Below are 20,759 nucleotides of genomic sequence, written 5' to 3'. Positions count from 1 at the left end.
GCGAACCACAGCTCAGCGTGAGCAACTGACCGTGCTGGGATCCCTGGCTCCGAGAGCGCCGAGCCCCGTTTATGGGACGCTAAGCGCTATCGCACTTCCTCCCACCGCTAACTGGGTCGGGAACGCGTCGTTGTCAGAAGCCAACGCCCCAGTGGCACGCGGTAGCCGGGGGCGCGTGAAACCAGATGAAGCGCCGCCACAGCACTCCGTCGGTGGTAAACCCCACCCGGCGAGTCAAGTCCGCTGTATCTCTAGGCGGCAGCAGCTCACTCCAGCCACGCACCACAAACCCTTCCATCAAGCTTGCGCCCCAACGTGCGCCGGATCCCAGCCTAATTCGGAGAGCAATTCGGACAGCCGACTGATCGTGAGGTACGGGGCGCACGATCCACCGTATCGACCTGAAATCAAGTCCGCACGATCACGAAGTTGTTTGGCCAGAATGACAACCTGCTCGACCGGAACTCTAAGCCCGAAGACGCAGTCGCTCAGAGCAATCGGGGCCGCATCGACCCACACTACGATCTTCTCCTGCTTCAAGGCCCCGACCCGGGGCAGAAGAACGAGCGGCCCTCGAGTTCCAAGCCGCGCCACGACGCGCGGGCGGCCGTGGATCTGCAAGTCGCCTCGAAGATCCGTTGAGTGCACAAACGGGACGCCGTCGTCGCTACCCACGGAGAAGCGACCCAATGAATGCACCGGAACGCGACCCCGAACGATCGAGAGCGGACGACCCCATGCGGATTCGGCTTGCATCGGATCCGATGCAAGAGCGACACCGTCGAGCCTCGGCGACAGGCGCACGACCGCCATACGAGCAACTACCCCTGGAAAATCCCGCGGCCCACTCGTTAACTCAACGGTGACCGACCAGCGACCTCTCGCGTACGCCCACCAAGCGCGATCCCTCTCCGACGACAGCGTGTTGGCAGGTAGCAGCAGCACCGCCGTCCCACCCGGAGCGAGAGCTCGCAGAGCATTATCGACATATGCCACGGCCGGGCTCGCTCGTATCGTTCCCAGCGCCGGAACCGCGATAAGCGCACCCGATCCGCCACGGTAGCTAAACGGAGGGTTGAGCACAATCGCATCAAACGAGTCCGGAGACCATGCGCGACTCGATTTCAGCGATGAAACCGAAAGCAGATCCGCCAAACTCACAACCCAGTTCGAATGGGCAGCGCGCGCGCGCCTTACTGCTCGCGCATCGATATCGCTTCCAAAATACGCCGCCGCTTGCCCAAAACGCGCCTCCGCGGCCTCAAGGAGCGCGCCCTCCCCCATGCAGAAATCACCGACACTCGACGTGCCCTCGGGCAACAGTTCGATCATCGCCTTCGCCAGCCAATTCGGCGTATAGTGCACGTCAATCACGAATCGGCACCTGGATTCGAAGCAAGGAACAGGTCCGACCGGCAAAACGCCCCGGTGCTGTACACGCACACTCTTCCTTTGCCTTGACTCCGCTTAGCCGACCGAACAGGGTGATCATAGACGAGTTCCACCTCTTTCGGATGACTCAGCGCATAGAGGACAGCGCCGACCCCGTGAGGCTTTGTACCGATCGGCGCGACGCGACCATACTCCCACGCGCCGTCCTCAAACGCCGAATGAATTTGATGAAACGCGTCGAAAGGGCAATTCGCCTTCGCGTATCGTGTCCGCCCATGTACGTAGTCGCTTGTCAAAACGTCTCGGTTCCCAGCGAGCGACTCGAACGGGTGACCGAGAATAAAGCCCGGAACGCCCACGACAGGAACCACGTTGGTCAGTGAAACCTGGAGTCGTTCGATCAAGTACCCAAGGCGGGCGCCCTCGAACCCCAGAAGGGCCACTACGTTGCCTTCATCTGAGACGGGACCGGCGAACCGCGCAAAACCCGGAAGGGGCGCGATACCCTCGATCCGCTCGGAAAGGTCGTAGATTATTCCGTGAGCGGGATTCGCGTGCCTTACATATCGCAGTGGCTCTGAATATACGACGTAGTGCTCATCTCTATCGACGACGAGTGCCGCCAAAATCCGCGCCCAGGTCGGATGCGTAAGTGCCGTTATGTCCAAATAGACTGCGCCGGGGAGTGACGCGACAAACCGTTGCACTTCCTGAGCGGACCGCAGTGACACGTGAGTACGGCGTCCGCTATCCTCAACATCGAAAGCGTCCCGCGACTCGTCGACGACAGAGAATATTCGCGTACCCTGACGGCGAAGCTCGTCAAGCCATGGAGTCGGTAGGCCTGCGCGCTCCTCACCTGTCGCACCATGAATATACCCAGAGCCGGGAGCCGGGTAGAAGGAACCCTGTGCGTACTCGAAGGTGAGCAGCGGCTCATCAATAAGCGGCACCGTAGAATCCTTCGAACAGGTCCAGCTGCTCGGGAAGCGGCTCAGCTCTATCGTTTCGGCTGTGCTTTTGTAGTATTTTGCCGATTGTAGGACTGGGGTTCTTGGTCAACGCTATTAAGTCCCGCGAGCTTACGGTCATGCGGCGCTTGCGCCTGTGGCTGTACACGAAATACGGCGCGAATATCGGATGGAGCATGTAGTTCCAGTCGCTGGTCTCGCCAGAGTTGGCAGCACGCTTATCGCCCGGGAAGCGGACCAAGGCGAGGTGCATTACGGCAGCGTCTAGCAACTCCTGCGCCTCTTGGCTAGGGCTGCCTTCGGTCCGGAACTGGCTGATTTCAGGCGTGTGCCCCTCAGGCTGACTTGCCATAACCTGGAAGACTCGTCCCAGCCCGAGGACCAGTTTGGCGAGTTGAGCCCCTTGAGCGGCCATGCCGGGGAGTTGCTTCAGAATGCGAAGCCCGATCTGCTGCGCTGCCGCTGTCTGAATCTCTGGGGACACCGGAGCGGTCAACTGCTTCCCGTCCGCAATGTGGCGTGAGAGCGCTTCGCCGACGAGTTGCAGCAAATATCGTATATTGCCCTCGGCAAGAGCGACGAAGGTCTCCCAGCCTGCATACAGTTTCCTCTGCCCCACCATTCCGCGCCTCAGAGTAAACAGCATCGCGTTCTGATGATTATTGAGCCTCTTGCGCCACAGTGACGGTTCGAGCACGAACTCGTCGATTGCATCATCCACGGTGACACGCATTGCACCGGACCAGTAGCCGACGAAAACGGCCTGTAGATCCGTCCACTGATCGAACTGACGGCGACGCTCGGCATTGCCGATCTGCGCCCTCACCTGCTGACGGCGCTGCTGTGCGCCGAGAATCCGTGCCTCGTCTTCTGCTGTGACCTTGGGGAGAGCGTCTTGCATTGATCCCTGAAATTCGGCGATGCGTGAAAGTCGCTGCGTACAGACGCTATCAGCAAACGCAGCAAAATCGTGCTTCTTTAGTCGATCACTGATGTCGATCGTGACAAAGTCTGAAGGCTCGATCAGCGTCTCGCTCGAGTGTGCTACGCCGACTTCGCGGTGACCAGTCTCCTTCACGCCCACCTTGAATGTGTACGGGGCGTCGCCTGAGTGTTTGATGAGCGTGTTGAAGCACCGCTGCTGGTAATCGCTAAGATTCTCAAACTCGTCAAGAAGGAAGTACACCGTCTTGCCTTTGAAGGGAGCGATCGTTGTGATGCTGCGCACAAGTTCGACGATGGGACGACCCTGGATCGACAGGCGCGGCACCTTGCCGTCGTCGATATTGTTGACGTCCGCCTCGAATGCCACCAGGTTTTCCTTGAGTTTCCTCCTGAAGTCCTCAAGGTCACCCGGCGTATCCTTCAATTGCAGCGCGAGCGCTGTTCCGGAAAGTTCAATCTCGGAGCCAGAGTAATCGATGCTGTCCTGGCTGCGAGCCCACGACAAGAAGTCCAACAGTTGACTAACCAAGGACAGGTTGATGTAGTGTCCGAACATGCGTGACCACTCGTCGCGCTCTACCCGGCCGCCAGCGAAGGCCGCGACCACATTTGTGTCGATACGCCAATAGAGGCCGATGTGATCCCACGCCCCGACATCGGGTCCTTCCATTCTGCTCTGACCCTCATAAGACAGGCTTCTTAGCACTGTGGTCTTCCCGGTTCCTCGACCCCCAACCAGGAAACATGGCCGTGGCGTTCGGAGCTCCGGCCAATAACTCGGCCGCGTAAACTGGTCGTAGAGAGCGTCGCCCTCAAAGTACTCAGCGCGAGCCGCTCCGAAGTGGCTGCTGATTTCGGTCAGAAGTTCAGTCACGCGAGTCGCACCCCCGGGAAGAGTGGCCGCCAAGTATCGGTACTTGCACGAAAGATGGGCAAAGTGGCATCCGGTATTGAGTCGTTGAAAGCTACACCCAGGCCCAGGTTCGCGAAACCTCGCGCCTCGCTCGACGGAATTCCTGCCCGCTCGCTTACCTTCAGAACGAAGTCCTCCATCCCAGGACGCAACTCCTCGGGGATACTCGGGGATTCCGGGTGTAGAAGCGATGCTCGGTGCGGGAGTAGGTGGGCGGCAACCACTTGAACCATTGGCGCTTTGTCGCTGATCTTGTCTTTCGCCAATTGGGTGCAAATGCTGGGTGCGTAGAACACTGGCGCGCCCCTCGGTTCGTCCAGGTCCGAGAAGCTCAAGGACGAGCCGCTCCGAGGCGCGGGTCGATGCCATGTCTCTAGGAACTGGGTTCCGGAGCCTGCAAAGTCATCGACGAACATCACCGGCCGAGCCGAGTCCCTGGCCGCGTACACCGCCGCTTCGGGCTCCATCAGCTGGTTCTCGCGCACTCCGAACGTTCGGCGAACTCGCCGAACGTATGCTCTACCAGAATCAGCAGGGTTCGGCTTTTCACCGGTAGGGAACGTGACGATTATCTCTTCGAGAAACTTCCGCCAAGCGACCTTCGCGGCACTATATGCCACTCCGGGACCAATTAGACGCGCAAAGGCGGTGCGAACCGCGGCGCGAAATAGGTGTTCCGTCAGGTCTTCGTTCAAGAACACGAAGGCGTCTAGCAGCGCTACGGCTCGCGCCTGCTCCGCTGCCTCGAAGTTGTTGAGCCACTCGTCGGGCCGTACGATTCGAGGTGTTGCGGGCCAGATACCCAACATAGAAAAATAGGAACGCACTTCCAGAACTTCGGCAGAACTCATTCCGGGTCCTCTCGAGCCCTGGCGAACGGACGTGCCAGGAGCGTACGCCATGCGATGTGTGCTCCACAGGCGATCTCGTGCACGACGTCCCACAGGTTGCGGGAACGCGAGTGCTTACGAGGTGTCCGCTCTCCCACGTCACCTTCCACGCCAGCCTTGGTGACGCATCTGTCGGCTTGAGCTCCGGCCCATCGCCTCAGGCAGCGAAGGCGCACCGGGCCCCATTCGAGGGCGCGCCTCTAGCGTTCGAGCCCGAGGGTGCGGTCGTCTACGGTCGCAGCGCGGGTATCCTCCGTCACAGTATCGAGGCACAGACGGGAGGCCCCACACATGGCCGGCTCCCAGACCGCCCTGCGCGAGGCCAACCGCGCCACGGTCGTCGACACGATCCGCCGCTACGGCGGCCTCACCCAGGTCGAGCTGGCGGCGACCACCGGGCTCAGCGCCGCGACGGTCAGCAACATCGTCCGCGAGCTCCAGCAGGCCGGTGAGGTCGACGTCCGCGCGACGGTCTACAACGGCCGCCGCGCCATGCAGGTCACGATGGTGCACCGCACCGGCCTGGCCGCGGGGGTCCACGTCGGCACCCGGCACATGAGCATCACCCTGACGGACTCGGCGCACGAGGTCCTGGTCGAGCAGGCGCTCCCCCTCCCCCACGAGCACCGCGCGGACACCAGCCTCGACCGGGCGGCCCTGCTGCTGGTGGAGCTGCTGGAGCGGGTGGGCTCCGGGCTGGACGAGCTGCTCGGCATCGGCATCGGCCTGCCCGCCCCGGTGGACGCGAAGACCGGCACCGTCTCGGTCCCGGGCATCCTGCGCGGCTGGGACGACGCGCCGGTCGCGCAGGTGATGGCGAAGCGGCTGGGCGTGCCCGTGTTCGTCGACAACGACGCGAACCTCGGCGCGCTCGCCGAGAGCCGCCTGGGCGCGAGCCGGCACTTCCGCGACTCCGTGTACGTGCGCGCGTCGCACGGCACCGGCGCCGGGGTGTCGTTGAACAAGAACCTGCACCGCGGCTTCGCGGGGACGGCGGGCGAGATCGGCCACGTCCAGGTCGACGCGCAGGGCGTCGTCTGCCTGTGCGGGAGCCGCGGCTGCCTCAACACCGTCGTCGGCGCGCCCGCGCTGATCGAGGTGCTCCGGGCGAGCCGCGGCAGCCTCACGCTGCGGGACATCGTCGCGCTCGCCAACGACGGCGACCCGGGGTGCCGGCAGGTGGTCGAGGACGCGGGCGCCACGATCGGCGCCGTGGTCGCGGGGCTGGCGATCGCCGTGAACCCGCAGTGCGTCGTGGTCGGCGGGGAGCTCGCGGAGACCGGGGAGCTGCTGATCGGCCCGATGCGGGAGGCGATCCGGCGGCGCGTGCCGCTGAACCACATCGCCCCGCTCGAGGTGGTGGCCGCGGAGCTCGGCCCCCGGGCGGAGGCGATGGGCGCGGTGCTCCTCGCCCTGGAGAGCACCCGGACGACCCTGTCACCGCACGGCCGGCCGGACGGAGACTGAGACCGTGGCACTCGACGTGGAGTGGACGACGACGCAGGACCGGCCCCGGGCGGGCGGCCCGCCGCTGCTCGACGTGCGGCGGGTGACCAAGCGGTTCGGTGCCGTGGAGGCGCTGACCGAGGTGGACCTGCGGGTGCACGCGCACGAGGTCGTCGCGCTGGTCGGGGACAACGGCGCGGGCAAGTCGACGCTCGCGAAGATCGTCTCCGGGGTGCTGCAGCCGGACAGCGGCGCCGTGGTGCTCGAGGGCGAGCCGGCGTCGATCCCGAACCCCGCGGCCGCGCACGCGCTCGGCATCTCGACGGTGTTCCAGGACCTCGCGCTCTGCGAGAACCTCAGCGTGGCGGCGAACATCTTCCTCGGCCGCGAGCTGCGCGCCTCGCGGCACAGCCCGATGGACATCGACGGGATGGAGCTCGCCTCCGCGCAGATCCTGCGGGACCTGACGATCACCGTGCCGTCGGTGCGGACGCCGGTGCGCGAGCTGTCGGGCGGGCAGCGGCAGGCGGTCGCCATCGCGCGCACCCTGACGACCCGGCCCCGCATCCTCGTGCTGGACGAGCCGACGGCCGCGCTCTCGGTGGTGCAGACCGCCGAGGTGCTGATGCTGGTCGAGCGGCTGCGGGCGATGGGGCTGGGCGTGGTCATCATCAGCCACAACCTGGCCGACCTGCGGGCCGTCGCGGACCGGATCGAGGTGCTGCGGCACGGCCGGAACAACGGGTCGTTCGACGCGGGCACGTCGGCGCCGGAGGAGATCATCGGCGCCATCGCCGGGGCCACCCGACCGGTCCGTCCGGCGTGGGCGACGCGCTGACTGGCTTCAACCGCGGCCGGCATTTGCCTTCAGAAGTTGTCGGCAACCAGTCGCGACCGCCCGCATTGACCACATCCGGACCGCCGACGACCCCCAGGTTGCGAATCGATAACGCCGACCACGCCGGTTGCCTTCAGAGGTTGACGCGTAGCCTGCGGCGGTCCTAGCGTCCAACCGAGCTCGACAAGACCGGCGACGACGCCGGCCGTGCAGCGCGGCACAGGGAGCAGCACCGATGGCGGACAGCCCCGTCGTCCTCGAGATGAGGTCGATCACCAAGACCTTCCCGGGAGTGAAGGCCCTGGACGACGTCCGGATGGTCGTGCGTCAGGGCGAGATCCACGCGATCTGCGGGGAGAACGGCGCCGGCAAGTCGACGCTGATGAAGATCCTGTCCGGCGTCTACCCGCACGGCACCTACGACGGCGCGATCGTCTACGGCGGCGAGGAGGTCCGGTTCAAGGACATCAAGTCCAGCGAGCGCGCAGGCATCGTCATCATCCACCAGGAGCTCGCGCTCATCGGCGAGCTGTCGATCGCGGAGAACATCTTCCTCGGCAACGAGGTCTCCGGGCCGCTCGGCATCGACTGGGACACCACCCGCGAGCGCGCCGCGGAGCTGATGAAGCGCGTCGACCTGACCCTGTCCCCCGACGAGCTCGTCAAGAACATCGGCGTCGGCCAGCAGCAGCTCGTCGAGATCGCCCGGGCGCTGTCCAAGGACGTGCGGCTGCTGATCCTCGACGAGCCCACGTCCGCGCTCAACGAGGAGGACTCCGCGCACCTGCTGGACCTGTTGCGCGACCTCCGGGCACAGGGCATGACGAGCATCATGATCAGCCACAAGCTGGGCGAGATCGCGGCCATCGCCGACTCGATCACGATCATCCGGGACGGGAAGACCGTCGAGACGCTGGACGCCGCCGCGGGCGAGGTCGACGAGGACCGGATCATCCGCGGCATGGTCGGCCGGTCGCTGGACCACCGGTTCCCCGACCACACCCCGCAGATCGGCGAGACGTTCTTCGAGGTCCGGGACTGGTGGGTCGAGCACCCGCAGGTCGCCGGCCGCATGGTCTGCAAGGGGTCGGCCTTCCAGGTCCGGCACGGGGAGATCGTCGGGTTCGCGGGGATCATGGGCGCCGGGCGCACCGAGCTCGCGCGGTCGGTCTTCGGCCGGTCCTACGGGCGGTTCCGCCGCGGGGAGATCCTGGTCGACGGCACCCCGGTCGAGCTGCACACCGTCCAGCAGGCCATCGACCACGGCATCGCCTACGTCCCCGAGGACCGCAAGGTCCAGGGCCTCAACCTGCTGGACAGCATCCTCGACACCATCGTGTCCGCGGACCTGCGGCGGATCACGCGGAACCGGGTGCTCGACACGGACAAGGCGTTCCTCGCGTCCGAGCACTACCGGAAGTCGTTGAACATCCGCACGCCGTCGGTCCGGCAGGGCGTGGCCAAGCTGTCCGGCGGCAACCAGCAGAAGGCGCTGCTCGGCAAGTGGATGTTCCCCGAGCCGGACCTGCTGATCCTCGACGAGCCGACCCGCGGCGTGGACGTCGGCGCGAAGTACGAGATCTACGGGCTCGTGCAGCGCCTCGCCGACGCCGGCAAGGGCGTCGTCGTCATCTCCTCCGAGCTGCCCGAGCTGCTCGGCCTGTGCGACCGGATCTACACGATCTTCGAGGGCCGGATCACCGGGGAGCTCGACCGGGCGCACGCCGACCAGGAGTCCCTGATGCGGCTGATGACCGGCACCACCCCCGCCCTCACCACCTGACGACTCACCACCTGACCGAGAACCAGCGAAGGACGACCGGACGATGACGTCTCTCAAGCAGCTGTTCGGCGGCGGCGCCCGCCAGTTCGGCATGGTGTTCGCGCTGATCGCGCTCGTGCTCGTGTTCCAGATCGCCACCGGCGGGAAGGTGCTCACGCCGACGAACGCGCAGAACATCATCAACGGCAACTCGTACGTGCTGATCCTGGCCATCGGGATGGTGCTGGTCATCATCGCCGGGCACATCGACCTGTCGGTCGGGTCGGTCGCCGCGGTCGTCGGCATCATCGTGGCGCTGGCGATCCGCGACTGGGGGATCCCCTGGTGGCTCGGCATCGTGCTCGGCCTCGCGGTGGGCGCCGTGATCGGCGCCTGGCAGGGGTTCTGGGTCGCGTACGTGGGGATCCCCGGGTTCATCACCACCCTCGCCGGGATGATGTTCTTCCGCGGCGCGAACCAGTACATCGGCAAGTCCAACACCGTGCCCGTGCCCGAGGAGATCCAGACGCTCGGCGCCGGCTACCTGCCCGAGTGGGGCCCCGCGACCGGCCTGAACAACTGGACGCTGCTGCTCGGGATCCTCGCGGTCGCGGGCGTCGTCTACGGCGAGACCCGCCGGCGGCGCTCGGCCCGCAAGCTCGGCGGCACACCCGTCGAGACCTGGGTGTCCGTGGTCCGGGTCGGCGCGCTGGCGCTCGTCATCGCCTACGCGACGTGGCTGTTCGGCAGCGGTCGCGTCGGCACGTCGTTCCCGGTGTCCGGCGTGATCCTCGGGGTCCTCGTGCTGCTCTACGGGTTCATCTCGAGCCGCACGATCACCGGCCGGCACGTCTACGCGGTCGGCGGCAACAAGGTCGCGGCGGCGCTGTCGGGCGTCAACATCCGGCGGACGAACTTCTTCGTCATGATGAACATGTCCGTGCTGGCGGCCCTCGCCGGGATCGTGTTCATCGGGCGGTCGACCGCCTCCGGCCCGTTCGACGGCACCAACTGGGAGCTCGACGCGATCGCCGCGGTGTTCATCGGCGGCGCGGCGGTCTCCGGCGGCGTGGGCACGGTCGTCGGGTCGCTGATCGGCGGCCTGGTGATGGCCGTGCTGAACAACGGCCTGCAGCTGATGGGCGTCGGCTCCGACAGCACCCAGATGATCAAGGGCCTGGTGCTGCTCGCCGCCGTCGCGTTCGACGTCTACAACAAGGTCCAGGGCCGCCCGTCGATCATCGGGCTGCTGATGAAGGGCGCCCGACGCGGCGGCCCCGAGCTGCCGGGCAGCGACGACAGCGGGGCCGGCACCGGCGCCGTGCCCGTGTCGCAGAACGAGACCCTCGCCCGCGGCTGACCTCATCCCGTTCTGACCCGTGCCGACCCCCGGCACGGCGCTCGACCGCACCCAACGGCGGGTGCCCGACCAGGAAGAGTGACACCACCCATGAAGAAGCTGACTGCGGCGCTGGTCGCCGCCGGAGCCGCCGGAGCGCTGCTGCTCACCGGCTGCTCGTCCGAGCGCGCCGGGTCCACCACCGACCCGACCGACTCCACCTCCGAGGCGGGCGGGGGCTTCGCGGCCGACGCCACCATCGGGGTGGCCCTGCCGCAGAAGACGTCCGAGAACTGGGTGCTCGCCGAGCAGCTGTTCAAGGACGGCCTCACCGAGGCGGGCTTCGACCCGATCGTCCAGTTCGCCAACAGCGGCGTCACCGAGCAGCAGAACCAGATCCAGGCGATGACCGAGCAGGGCGCCAGCGTCATCGTGGTCGGCGCCATCGACGGCTCGCAGCTCGGCTCCCAGCTCGAGGCGGCGGCCGACTCCGGCGCCAGCATCATCGCGTACGACCGCCTGGTGAAGAACACCGAGGCCGTCGACATGTACGTGGCGTTCGACAACTACCAGGTCGGCGTCCTGCAGGGTGAGGCGCTGCTCCAGGGCCTCGCCGAGCGCAAGGGCGAGGGCCCGTACAACATCGAGCTGATCGCCGGGTCGCCGGACGACGCGAACTCGACGCCGTTCTTCGACGGTGCGATGAGCGTCCTGCAGCCGAAGATCGACGACGGCACCCTCGTGGTCGTCTCCGGCCAGACGTCGTTCGAGCAGGTCGCGACCCAGGGCTGGAAGGCCGAGAACGCGCAGAAGCGCATGGACACGATCCTGTCCGGCACCTACGGCGACGTGGAGCTGCACGGCGTCCTGTCCCCGAACGACACCCTCGGCCGCGCGGCGCTGACCGCCGTCGCCCAGGCCGGCAAGGACACCCCCGTCGTCACGGGCCAGGACTCCGAGGTCGAGTCGGTGAAGTCGATCATGATGGGCGAGCAGTACTCGACCATCTACAAGGACACCCGCGAGCTGGTCGCCCAGACCATCAAGCAGATCCAGGCGCTCCAGAAGGGCGAGGAGCCGGAGATCAACGACACCGAGTCCTACGACAACGGGGTCAAGGTCGTCCCGTCGTACCTGCTGACGCCGGTGATCGTCACGAAGGAGAACGCGGCCGACGTCTACAAGGACGACGAGACGCTGTTCCCGCTGACCCAGGGCTGACGCCCCGGGGGCAGGCGCACGCACGCCGAGGGCGGGTCCGGGAGCGCCGGGCCCGCCCTCGGCGCGTTCCCCGCCGGAGCGCGCCGCTCGGCGTCAGGCGCCGATCGGCGGCGCCGCTGGCGCCCACGTCACGGGAACCAGTCCCGCCGCGCACGCGGCCTCCACGAGTCGGCGCGCCGTCGAGACCTTCATCCGCAGCCGCGGCGAACCCGCGCCGGCCTCGACGAAACCCATCCGGGTGTACATCGCGCGGACATGCGCGGAGGCGTCCACGGCCACGTCGAGGACGATGTAGCGGAACGGGCTCTGATCGGCGATCCGCACCGACGCGGCGAGCGACTCCAGCACGAGTCGCTTGCCGAGTCTCGCGCCGTGGTGGGAGACGTCCAGCGCGACCCACACCAGGTGACTCGCCACCTCGTCCTTCTCCTCCGAGGCACCGCGGACGGTGATCTGCCGCATCGAGAAGAACCCGCAGCAGGCTGCGCCGCGCACGAGGACGTGGGTGCGGACCCTGCCTGTCCGGTGCGCGGCCCCCGCCTTCGTGAGCCACACGTTCGCGGAGGCGAGTCCGGAGTCGAACGCCTCCATGCCGCCGCCGTCGTCCCACGGGACGCCCGCCTCCCACGGGCACGCCGACGAGACGCCGGTGCGCATGGTGTCGGTCATGCGAGGAGGTAGGCCACGGCCTTCGCGACGGCCTCAGGTGTCGACGCACGGTCGAGCGCCGCGACGTCCTGCTCGTCGACGTAGTCGACGTGCGCCGAGATGACGTGCTCCCCGGCGGGCGCGCCCCGGTGGTAGTAGTCGCGGATCTCCTTCACCGGCATCACGGTGCGGTGCGTGCCCGTGTAGTGGTCGACGTAAGGCGGGTCGTCGTGCGACATGGCCCGCAGCTGGGAGGCCGTCTTGTCCGCGTAGATGGCCCACACCTGCGACAGCACGTCCTCGGCGACCTCGCCCAGCTCCGGCGCCGCCGGGACGTCGTCCATCTGGATCGGGTCGCTCTTGAACCGGCTGAACCGGGAGTACACGTCGTAGACGACCGGCCCGTGGTCCCACGCCTCGACGTCGTCGTCGAACAGTGCGGTACCGGTGGCGGCGAGGTGGTGCGCTTGAGCGAAGTACAGCATCTTGTTGAGCTTCATGTTGCTCATGTTGCGGACACCGGAGGCGGCCGCCCGGGCGAACATCCAGTTCGCGATCTGCATCGCCGTGGTCACCGGAGCACCTCCTCCTCGCTGCGCGCGATCGTGGCTGACGGATCGACAGTAGCGGTTCGGACTGACACGCGAACCCCCGTTCGAGGAAGACGACCCGGTCCTCACTCCGGCCCCACCTCCTCCGGCACCACCCGGAAGATCACCTTGAAGATCGGGAAGAACACCCAGAACGACACCGCCGCGTTCACGATCATCGTCGCGAAGTCCGCGAGGGTCTCCCCCGTGGCGCCGAGCCCCCAGGTGTCGATGAACAGCGCGTACACGGGCGCCTTGTAGACGCCCTGCAGCGCGGCGGCGACCAGCGTGATGACGACGTACGCGATGGCGTACCAGCACGCCGCGCGGAGCACCGACGAGTTCGACCGGAACGTGATCCGGCGCTGGGCGAAGAAGTTGATCACCTGCGCGATGAGCAGCGTGATCTGCACGGCGAGGAAGTACGCCAGGCCACCCCCGCCGCCGGGGAGGGCCCCGGCGGCGTAGTCGAACACGTAGTAGGGGGTGCCGTCGGGGTTGGTGCCGACGGACCAGACCTGGAACGTGGTCGACACCAGGGACGTCCCGGCGAACACCCAGCGCAGCGCGGGCATCAGCGCGAGCTGCAGGACCGTGATGCCGTTGCTGACCACGAGGAACACCACGAACTGCGCGGTGCTCGGCCGTCGGGCGGCGAACCGCCCCCAGGCCTCGGTGACCCGGGTGAGCACGCGCTCAGCCCGCGATCGACCGGGTGCGGCGGACCCGCCGGACCACCATCACGGTCCCGCCGAGCACGAGCAGCCCGACCACCGCGGTGCCGACGATCTGCGCGACCACCCAGGTCGGCGGCGTGTAGTCGACGGTCGCACCCGGGGCCAGGCCGTTCATGGCGTTGGAGTTGACGACCGTGAACAGGATGTTGTGCGTGGCCTGCCGGATGTCGGACACCGCCTTGGCCGACGTGGTGTCGCTGAACGACTTCGAGGGCTGGAACGTCAGCGTGAGGTCGGTCCCGGCGCTGACCCCCTGGTTCGGGTTCATGTACGGGTACAGGTTGAAGTCGGAGATCGCGAAGCCCTCGAAGCCCCACTCCTCGCGGAGCACCGTGGTCATCAGGGCCTCGGAGCCACCCGCCCAGGTCGCGCCGATCCGGTTGAACGAGCTCATCACGCCGCCGGCGCCGACGGTGGTCTCCGCGAGGGTGCCCTCGTCGTCGGCGAGGTAGCGGACGTCGGTGGTGACGCCCTTGACGACCATCTCGAACGGCTTGAGGTAGAGCTCGCGGATGGTCTGCTCGGTCGCCCAGGTGGCGACGCCGTTGTTGACCCGGTTGGTCTCCTGCTCGTTGAGCGCGAAGTGCTTGAGGAACGTGTAGACGCCCTTCTCCGCGGCACCGTTCGCGACGGCGGTGGCGAGCACGCCGGACAGCACCGGGTCCTCGGAGTAGTACTCGAAGTTCCGGCCGCCGAACGGGGAGCGGTGCAGGTTCACCGCGGGGGCGTACCAGCCGTTGATGCCCTTGTGCAGGGCCTCCTCGCCGAGGGTCCGGCCCATCGCGGCACCGAGGTCGGCGTCCCAGGTCTGCGCGATCAGCACCTCGGACGGGTAGGCGACGCCGTTGATGGACGAGTTGATGAACGACGAGAACCCGGCGGGGCCGTCGGGCTCGACGGTCTGCGGCTTGGCGATCGAGCCGATCGCGGCGGTCTGGTACGCGCCGTTGAGCAGCATGTCCGTCATGTCGCCGACGGACAGGGAGTCGAGCAGGTCGTCCCAGCGCGGGTCGTCCTTGGGGGCGCCGCGCAGGTCGATGAGCGCGATCTCCGACCGGGCGTCGGTGGTGGGCGCGTCGCCGTCGAGCTCCCCCGCGGCCGCGGCGTCGTCCCAGGCGGCGAAGCCCGCGACGACCTCCGGGGACGCGACGTGCTGCTCCGGGGTGGGCGCGGTCGGGAACGTCCCCGCGAAGTCCGCGCGGGACATCGGCCGGACGGTGCCCCCGGCGGCCTCCGCGGCGAACGCGGCGGAGACGTCGTCGAAGTGGTTGGTGACCGGCGCGCGGTCGCTCGCCCGGTGGTCGTCGCCCGCGTACACGACGTCGGCGTCCACCGTGTAGGTGATCGGCTCGGTGCCCGGCGCGACCGTGTGCGAGTCGGTGCGCACGGTCAGCACGTAGTCGCCGGCCTCGAGCACGTAGGCGCGGTGCTCCTGGTGGTCGTAGGACGCCATGTCCTCGACGGCGAGCTCGAGCGTGACGGTCTCGCTGCCGCCGGGCGGGATGACGCCGGTCTTGGCGAAGTCGCCGAGCACGACCTCGGCCTTCTCGATGCCGCCCCGCGTGTAGGGGGCGGAGACGTACAGCTCGACGACGTCCCGGCCGGCGACGGCACCGGTGTTGGTGACCTCGACGGTCACGGCGATCGTGCCGTCGACCTCCCCGGGCTGCGTGTCGACGACGCGCCAGGCGAAGTCCGTGTAGCTCAGCCCGTGCCCGAACGGGTAGACGACCGCCTCGTCGTAGTCGAGGAACCCCTCGGCCGCGGCGGTCTCGTAGTAGCGGTAGCCGATGTAGAGGCCCTCCGCGTAGTGCACGAACGGGGCGTCGGTCGTGATGGTCGCGTTCGACGTGGCGGTCTCCAGCGACGACACCGGGTAGGACGCCTGGACGTTCTCGTAGACGAAGTCGCCGAAGTTCGGGTACGTGGGGTCCGCGGTGAAGTCGGCGGCCCACAGGTCCGCGGTACGGCCCGACGGGTTGACCTCGCCGGACAGGATGCTGCCCAGCGCGTTCAGCCCGGTCGCGCCCGGGGAGCCGGCGAGCAGGATCGCGTCGACGCCCGGGTCGTCCTGGAGGTCGCCGAGCTCGAGGGTGGTGGAGGCGTTGACCACGACCACCACCGTGTCGAAGCGCGCGGTCGCGAGGGCGACGAGGTCGCGCTCGTCCTGGTTGAGCTCCAGCTGGTGCTGCCCGGGCACGGCGTTCTCGTCCCAGTCCGTCATGTCCTGGGTCAGGTCGCCGCCCTCGCCGCCGGGGCGGCCGATGTGCACGACGGCCGCGTCCCCGTAGTCCGCGAACGTGCCCGCGTGCGCCTCGTACTGCGCGACCGGCAGCTCGCCGACCAGGTAGGTCGACGCCTCCGGGTTGTCCATCTCGATGTAGCCGCGCGGGTGCTGGTCCGCGAACGCCGCGACGGCGTCCAGCACGGTGCCGTTGACCGCGAACCCGGCGTTCTCCAGCCCGGCCCGGGCGGTCACCGCGGAGTTGGTGTCCACCGACCCGGAGCCCGAGCCGCCGAACACCGGGTCCGCGGCCGCGCGACCCAGCAGGGTCACCCGCGCCCCGGCGTCCAGCGGCAGCGCGCCGCCCGCGTTCTTCGCGAGCACGATGCCGCCGGCCGCGATCTCCTCGACCAGCGCCTCCGCGGCGGCGTCGACCTCGTCGAGGCTGCCGTACCGGGACGCCGAGTAGGTGGTGTCCCAGCCGGCGGCCTCGGGCGCGTTCGTGAACGCGTAGGTGCCCGACCCGAGCTGGGACGCCACCCACCCGCCGGCGACGTCGAGCGCCACGTTCGCGACGACCGTCAGCGCGGTGACCGTGGCCAGCACGGGCACCCAGATGAGCAGGTACTTCTTGTTCGACATCGGGTTCTTCGACGGCGCCGGGCGCTTCACTGCGGTCCTCCTGGGGCTGGCGTGCGGGATCGGGACGGGCGAGGGCGGGGCCGGTTACCCCGTGACCTCGGTGATGGCGCCGTCCTGGTCGATCTGCCAGGTCCGGTCGGTGGCGGCCGAGTCGGCCTCGATCGTGTACGCGCCGTCGGTGATCGTGACCGTGCCCTGCACGCGGGACGCCGCGTCCGAGAACGTGTACGGCACGACCAGCAGGCCGTACTTCACCGTCGGCGCGTCGACGTCGCTGGCCAGCATGATCTGCGCCCAGCTGTCGTCCTCGGCGAGCGCGTCGGCCACGGCCGTCCGCGCGTTCTGCAGGTCCTCGGCGACGTCGACGTCCACCGTCGTGCTGTCGGACGCGCCGGTCGACGCACCGCCGGACCCGTCGCCGCCTCCGCCGCACGCGGTCAGCGCCGCCGCGCCGGTGACCGCGATCAGCAGCCCGACGGCCGCGCCGATCGCCCTGTTCTTCCGCACACCCGTGGTCCTCATGCCTGCTCCTCGTGGTTCTGGTCCTGCTGGGGGTCGGTGGTGCCGGCGGGCCGCGGGGTGGTGCCCCGCGGTCCGCCGGCGGGGGGTCAGCCCGTGATCGGGCCGGAGAAGTCGAGCCCGAAGCCGAACGCGTACGCGTGGCCGGCGGAGTCGACGTAGGGCTCCGTGTCCTCGCCGACGTCCTCGAGCTGCGCCTCGACGGCGTCCATCGACGCGGGGAACCCGATCGGCAGCCGGCCCTGCGGCTCGTGCAGGCCGAGCGCGACCTCGATCAGCGCCCGATCACCGACGCCGAACCCGACGACGATCGCGTCGGACGCGGCCTCGAACTCGGTCGGCACCGTCGGGTTGTTGGCCTTCAGGACGGTGATGACCGGGATGTCCCGGCCGCTGGCCTCGACGGCCGCGACGGCGCGCTCGAACGCGTCGAGGTCGGCCTCGTTGGCGATCCGCGAGGTGCGGCCGAGGTACGACCGGTTCTCGCGGGTGCCGTCGGCGGCGACGTCGCCGGAGATGGACACCGGCCGGACGTGCTCGCCGTCCGCGGTGTACGGGCGGTACTGCAGCGACAGCGGGTACCACTCGCCGGTCGCGGTGTCCTCGCCGGCCGACGTGAACGTGCCACCGTTGTTCGGGCTGCTCATGCCGACCAGGACAACGTCCACGTCGCTGAGGTCCGGCGCGGTGTAGCCGGTGACCCGGCCGTCCGCGTCGGTGACCGCTTCGTCGGTGACGACGGTGCCGAACACCTGCTCGGCGACCTCCAGGTCCAGCCCGGGGCCCTCGACGTACTCGGCCGGGCCGAACACCCCGTCGAACCCGGTGCTGTAAGAGCGCGGGACGTACGCCGTGGCGTCGGCCCACTGCGCGTCCTCGGTGGGCGCGACGGTGCCGGCAGCGTTCTTCAGGAGCACGACCGAGTCCCGCTGCGCCTGCAGCCCCGCGTCGACCTTGTCCGCGCTGGCGACGACCGCCCGCGACTCGTCGAGGTCGAGGTAGGCGTTCTCGTACAGGCCTGGCTGGAACATCATCGTGAGCACCCGGGTGCCGGTCTGGCGGAACCGGGTGTCGGCGTCGACGTCGTTCTCGCCGGCCTCGAAGTCCGCCTGCCACAGGGCGTGCGCCGCGAGCACGGGCTCGACGTCGTTGTTGCCGCCGAACATGTCGTGCCCGGTGCGCAGGATCGCGTAGTGCCGCTCGTCGACGGTGAGGTCGTCGACGCCCCACGCCATGCCGAACGTCGCGTCCGGGTCGGTCGCGCCGCCCGCGGTCACACCCCAGTCGGTGACGACGACGCCGTCGTAGGCGTCCCGCAGCAGGCCCATCCGGGTGGTGTCGTACGCGGCGCCGGTGCGGTCCTCGAACAGCGCGTCGCCGTTCGCGTCGAGCGCCACCGAGTACGCCGACATGACCGCCGCGGAGTCCAGCGACCCGAGGAACGCCTGCGTGTGCGCGTCGAAGTTGTCGCCCGGGTAGACGCCGTACTTGCCGGAGTTCCGGTGCGACTCGCGGCCGCCCTCGCCCGGTCCGTCGCCCGCCCAGTGCTTGATCATCGCGTTGACCGACTCCGGGCCCCATCCGTCGACGCCCGTGGAGCTCTGGAAGCCGTCCACGTAGCCCGCGGCCATCGCGCTGGTCAGCTCGACGTTCTCCCCGAACGTCCCGTCGACCCGCAGCCAACGCGGCTCGGTCGCCAGGTCGATCTGCGGGCTGAGCGCCGTCGCGATGCCGAGCGCCCGGTACTCCGCCGAGGACATCGTCGCGAACGCGGCCATCGTCGCGTCGTCGAACGTCGCCGCGAGGCCCAGGTTGGACGGCCACCGCGAGATGTCGTCGCCCTCGGAGTTGTAGCCGCCGGACCCGGCGGTCGAGCGCGGGTCCGAGCTGAAGTTCACCGGGACGTAGGGCTCGTCCTCGCTGGCCAGCGACTCGGCGTGCGCCTGCATCGCGTTGGACCAGGTGACGTTGGCGTCCACGTCGTTCGGGCCGGCGTTGAGCACGTTGCGCAGGCGCGAGTCCTCGAGGTACGTCTTCTGCGCCGCGGTGAGGCCGTCCGCCGGGGACCGCTCGTGCGAGCTGAACAGCATCAGCCCGGCGATCTGCTCGATCGACAGGTCCTGCGCGAGCGCCGCCGCGCGGACCTGCGGGGTCTCGCGCCAGTCCTCCCAGACGTCGAGCGTGCCGTTGGCGTTCATGTCCTTGAAGGCCTGCTCGGCGCCGTCGACCTCCTCGGTCAGCAGCTCCACGCCGCTGTCCGCGCCGTAGGACAGCGTCGGCCCGTCGCCGGGGTTGTCGACGACCACGAACGCCGTCGTGCCGTCGGTCACCTCGCGGGTGGTGAACGCGTTCCCGGTGCTGTCGTCCTCCGGGGTGCCGGCGGTGCATCCCGCCAGCGCGAGCACCGCCAGGCCGGCGAACGCCGCCGTGGACCTCGCCCCCGCCGACCCGCCGCGGATCCGTCCTGCTGTCGTCGTCATCGACTCTCCCGTGTCACCGTCCGACCCGGTCCGCTGCCCCGGCGCGCGTCCCCCTGTGCCGATCCGGGGACACGCACCGGTCCGTGCGCCACGTCGCGCACTTCACGAACCGGTCGCCGCCCCGGTCCAGGTGGCCCGCGGCTGCTACTCAAAAGTAGCGACGGGGTCCGACACGGCGACGCCCGTCGGCACGAACGGTCGAACTGCGCGCACGGACGGTCAGCCGCCCGCACCCACCTGGTCGGTCATCGCCTCCAGGAACGCGCGCCGCCGCCCCCGGCTGACCGGCAGCTCCTCGCCCCCGAGCACCACGCAGGTCGCCCGGTGGATCGCGTGCACGTGCCGCAGGTTCACCAGGAAGCTCGTGTGGCAGCGCACGAACCCCCGCCCCGCGAGCTGCTGCTCCATCCCGGTCAACGTCCCCGAGAACACGTGGCGGCGCCCCACCGCCTGCACGGTGATCCGGTGCCGGCTGCTGCTCACGTAGACGATGTCCGCCGGGTCGACCCGGGCGATCCCCCGCGACGTCGGCAGCAGGATGTCCGTCGCGGGCGCCCGCCGGACCCGCCGCAGCGCCCGCCCCAGCTCCTGCGCGAACGCCCCGTACGGCACCGGCTTGACCAGGTAGCTCAGGGCCTCGACCTCGTAGCCCCGGATCGCGAGCTGCGCCATCCGCGTCACGAACACGATCGCCACCCGCCGGTCCACCGCCCGGACCGCGTGCGCCGCCGCGAACCCGCCCGTGCGCGGCATCTCCACGTCCAGGAACAGCACGTCGAGCTCCGGCCGGTACCCCTCGACGAGGTCCGCGCCGTCGGACCACGTCCGCACCCCGAGCGCCACCCCCTGCTCCTGCTGGAACCGCCGCAGGTGCGAGGTGAGCTGGTCACGGGCCTGCTGCTGGTCGTCGACCACACCGATCTGGAACACGCGGGACACCCCTTCGCCGGACGAGACGCGAGCCACGCTGGCACGCGGACGACCACTCAGCCGCTACGGGACAGGAGCGCCGACGCGCCCGGGTAGGTGCCGGCGCGCGCGCTGTCCCCGCGCCGCCCACGCTGCCCACGCCACCCCCCGCCGCTCACTCCGCCCCGGCGTCGAGAGGTCACGACTCGCTGGCCGCAGCGCCGGCGCGCCCGCGAGTCGTGACCTCTCGCCACGGAGCAGCCGGGGCTCGGCTACGCAGACGGGCGCCGCGA

Annotated in this window: 15 protein-coding genes; 5 read left to right on the top strand and 10 right to left on the bottom strand. The window is 68.7% G+C overall.

All coding sequences use genetic code 11. From position 1 onward, the window contains the following. Window positions 1-297: 297 nt before the first annotated feature. The 3 genes from ACFVXN_RS00280 to ACFVXN_RS00270 are packed head-to-tail and all read right to left on the bottom strand — an operon-like array spanning window position 298 to window position 3,978. Window positions 298-1,374, bottom strand: coding sequence for an N-6 DNA methylase (locus ACFVXN_RS00280; protein ID WP_389225483.1), 1,077 nt, complete (start codon window positions 1,372-1,374; stop codon window positions 298-300). Next, window positions 1,371-2,345, bottom strand: coding sequence for a hypothetical protein (locus ACFVXN_RS00275; RefSeq protein WP_389225480.1), 975 nt, complete (start codon window positions 2,343-2,345; stop codon window positions 1,371-1,373). The genes ACFVXN_RS00280 and ACFVXN_RS00275 overlap by 4 nt, the downstream gene beginning before the upstream one ends. Continuing rightward, complete coding sequence (locus ACFVXN_RS00270; RefSeq protein WP_389225477.1) at window positions 2,332-3,978, bottom strand: hypothetical protein; 1,647 nt, start codon at window positions 3,976-3,978, stop codon at window positions 2,332-2,334. The genes ACFVXN_RS00275 and ACFVXN_RS00270 overlap by 14 nt, the downstream gene beginning before the upstream one ends. A 1,424-nt stretch (window positions 3,979-5,402) precedes the next feature. Here ACFVXN_RS00270 and ACFVXN_RS00265 point away from each other — a divergent pair. The 5 genes from ACFVXN_RS00265 to ACFVXN_RS00245 all read left to right on the top strand — a co-directional run bounded on the left by ACFVXN_RS00265 (window position 5,403) and on the right by ACFVXN_RS00245 (window position 11,717). After that, a complete protein-coding gene (locus ACFVXN_RS00265) occupies window positions 5,403-6,578 on the top strand; it encodes an ROK family transcriptional regulator (RefSeq protein ID WP_389225474.1) in 1,176 nt (391 codons plus the stop codon). Between the two features lie 4 nt (window positions 6,579-6,582). After that, window positions 6,583-7,395: an ATP-binding cassette domain-containing protein gene (locus tag ACFVXN_RS00260; protein WP_389225471.1), complete on the top strand. Its 813-nt coding sequence runs from the start codon at window positions 6,583-6,585 to the stop codon at window positions 7,393-7,395. A gap of 235 nt (window positions 7,396-7,630) precedes the next feature. After that, window positions 7,631-9,178 carry a multiple monosaccharide ABC transporter ATP-binding protein gene (gene mmsA / locus ACFVXN_RS00255; protein WP_389225468.1) on the top strand — a complete coding sequence of 516 codons (1,548 nt, stop codon included), beginning with the start codon at window positions 7,631-7,633 and terminating at the stop codon, window positions 9,176-9,178. Window positions 9,179-9,221: 43 nt separating this feature from the next. After that, the gene (mmsB, locus tag ACFVXN_RS00250) at window positions 9,222-10,517 is read left to right on the top strand and encodes a multiple monosaccharide ABC transporter permease (protein ID WP_389225465.1); all 1,296 of its coding nucleotides are present in this window, start codon (window positions 9,222-9,224) and stop codon (window positions 10,515-10,517) included. A gap of 90 nt (window positions 10,518-10,607) precedes the next feature. Further along, on the top strand, window positions 10,608-11,717 hold the full coding sequence (locus tag ACFVXN_RS00245; protein ID WP_389225462.1) for a substrate-binding domain-containing protein: 1,110 nt from the start codon (window positions 10,608-10,610) through the stop codon (window positions 11,715-11,717). Window positions 11,718-11,810: 93 nt separating this feature from the next. Here ACFVXN_RS00245 and ACFVXN_RS00240 read toward each other — a convergent pair whose 3' ends face one another. From ACFVXN_RS00240 to ACFVXN_RS00210, 7 genes are all read right to left on the bottom strand, one after another. After that, complete coding sequence (locus ACFVXN_RS00240) at window positions 11,811-12,386, bottom strand: hypothetical protein (RefSeq protein ID WP_389225459.1); 576 nt, start codon at window positions 12,384-12,386, stop codon at window positions 11,811-11,813. Next, complete coding sequence (locus tag ACFVXN_RS00235) at window positions 12,383-12,940, bottom strand: Panacea domain-containing protein (protein WP_389225456.1); 558 nt, start codon at window positions 12,938-12,940, stop codon at window positions 12,383-12,385. The genes ACFVXN_RS00240 and ACFVXN_RS00235 overlap by 4 nt, the downstream gene beginning before the upstream one ends. 101 nt (window positions 12,941-13,041) lie before the next feature. Next, complete coding sequence (locus ACFVXN_RS00230; protein ID WP_389225453.1) at window positions 13,042-13,647, bottom strand: hypothetical protein; 606 nt, start codon at window positions 13,645-13,647, stop codon at window positions 13,042-13,044. Between the two features lie 4 nt (window positions 13,648-13,651). Further along, window positions 13,652-16,588: a glycoside hydrolase family 3 C-terminal domain-containing protein gene (locus ACFVXN_RS00225; RefSeq protein ID WP_389225450.1), complete on the bottom strand. Its 2,937-nt coding sequence runs from the start codon at window positions 16,586-16,588 to the stop codon at window positions 13,652-13,654. A gap of 54 nt (window positions 16,589-16,642) precedes the next feature. Continuing rightward, a complete protein-coding gene (locus ACFVXN_RS00220; protein ID WP_389225447.1) occupies window positions 16,643-17,080 on the bottom strand; it encodes a hypothetical protein in 438 nt (145 codons plus the stop codon). Between the two features lie 86 nt (window positions 17,081-17,166). Continuing rightward, entirely contained in the window at window positions 17,167-19,557 is a 2,391-nt protein-coding gene (locus tag ACFVXN_RS00215; RefSeq protein ID WP_389225444.1) for a glycoside hydrolase family 3 N-terminal domain-containing protein, read from the bottom strand. A 219-nt stretch (window positions 19,558-19,776) separates the two neighbouring features. Then, complete coding sequence (locus ACFVXN_RS00210) at window positions 19,777-20,487, bottom strand: LytR/AlgR family response regulator transcription factor (RefSeq protein WP_389225442.1); 711 nt, start codon at window positions 20,485-20,487, stop codon at window positions 19,777-19,779. Between the last annotated feature and the right edge of the window lie 272 nt (window positions 20,488-20,759).

The sequence above is a fragment of the Cellulomonas sp. NPDC058312 genome (assembly GCF_042880135.1).
Lineage (GTDB): Bacteria > Actinomycetota > Actinomycetes > Actinomycetales > Cellulomonadaceae > Cellulomonas.
This window is presented reverse-complemented; position numbering and strand designations above follow the sequence as displayed.

What these genes read in the sequence shown, in the direction of transcription:
- ACFVXN_RS00270 (WP_389225477.1), bottom strand. Translation starts at nt 3,978, where the DNA reads ATGGAAGGACCCGATGTCGGGGCGTGGGATCACATCGGCCTCTATTGG.
- ACFVXN_RS00265 (WP_389225474.1), top strand. Translation starts at nt 5,403, where the DNA reads ATGGCCGGCTCCCAGACCGCCCTGCGCGAGGCCAACCGCGCCACGGTC.
- mmsA (WP_389225468.1), top strand. Translation starts at nt 7,631, where the DNA reads ATGGCGGACAGCCCCGTCGTCCTCGAGATGAGGTCGATCACCAAGACC.
- mmsB (WP_389225465.1), top strand. Translation starts at nt 9,222, where the DNA reads ATGACGTCTCTCAAGCAGCTGTTCGGCGGCGGCGCCCGCCAGTTCGGC.
- ACFVXN_RS00245 (WP_389225462.1), top strand. Translation starts at nt 10,608, where the DNA reads ATGAAGAAGCTGACTGCGGCGCTGGTCGCCGCCGGAGCCGCCGGAGCG.
- ACFVXN_RS00240 (WP_389225459.1), bottom strand. Translation starts at nt 12,386, where the DNA reads ATGACCGACACCATGCGCACCGGCGTCTCGTCGGCGTGCCCGTGGGAG.
- ACFVXN_RS00220 (WP_389225447.1), bottom strand. Translation starts at nt 17,080, where the DNA reads ATGAGGACCACGGGTGTGCGGAAGAACAGGGCGATCGGCGCGGCCGTC.
- ACFVXN_RS00215 (WP_389225444.1), bottom strand. Translation starts at nt 19,557, where the DNA reads ATGACGACGACAGCAGGACGGATCCGCGGCGGGTCGGCGGGGGCGAGG.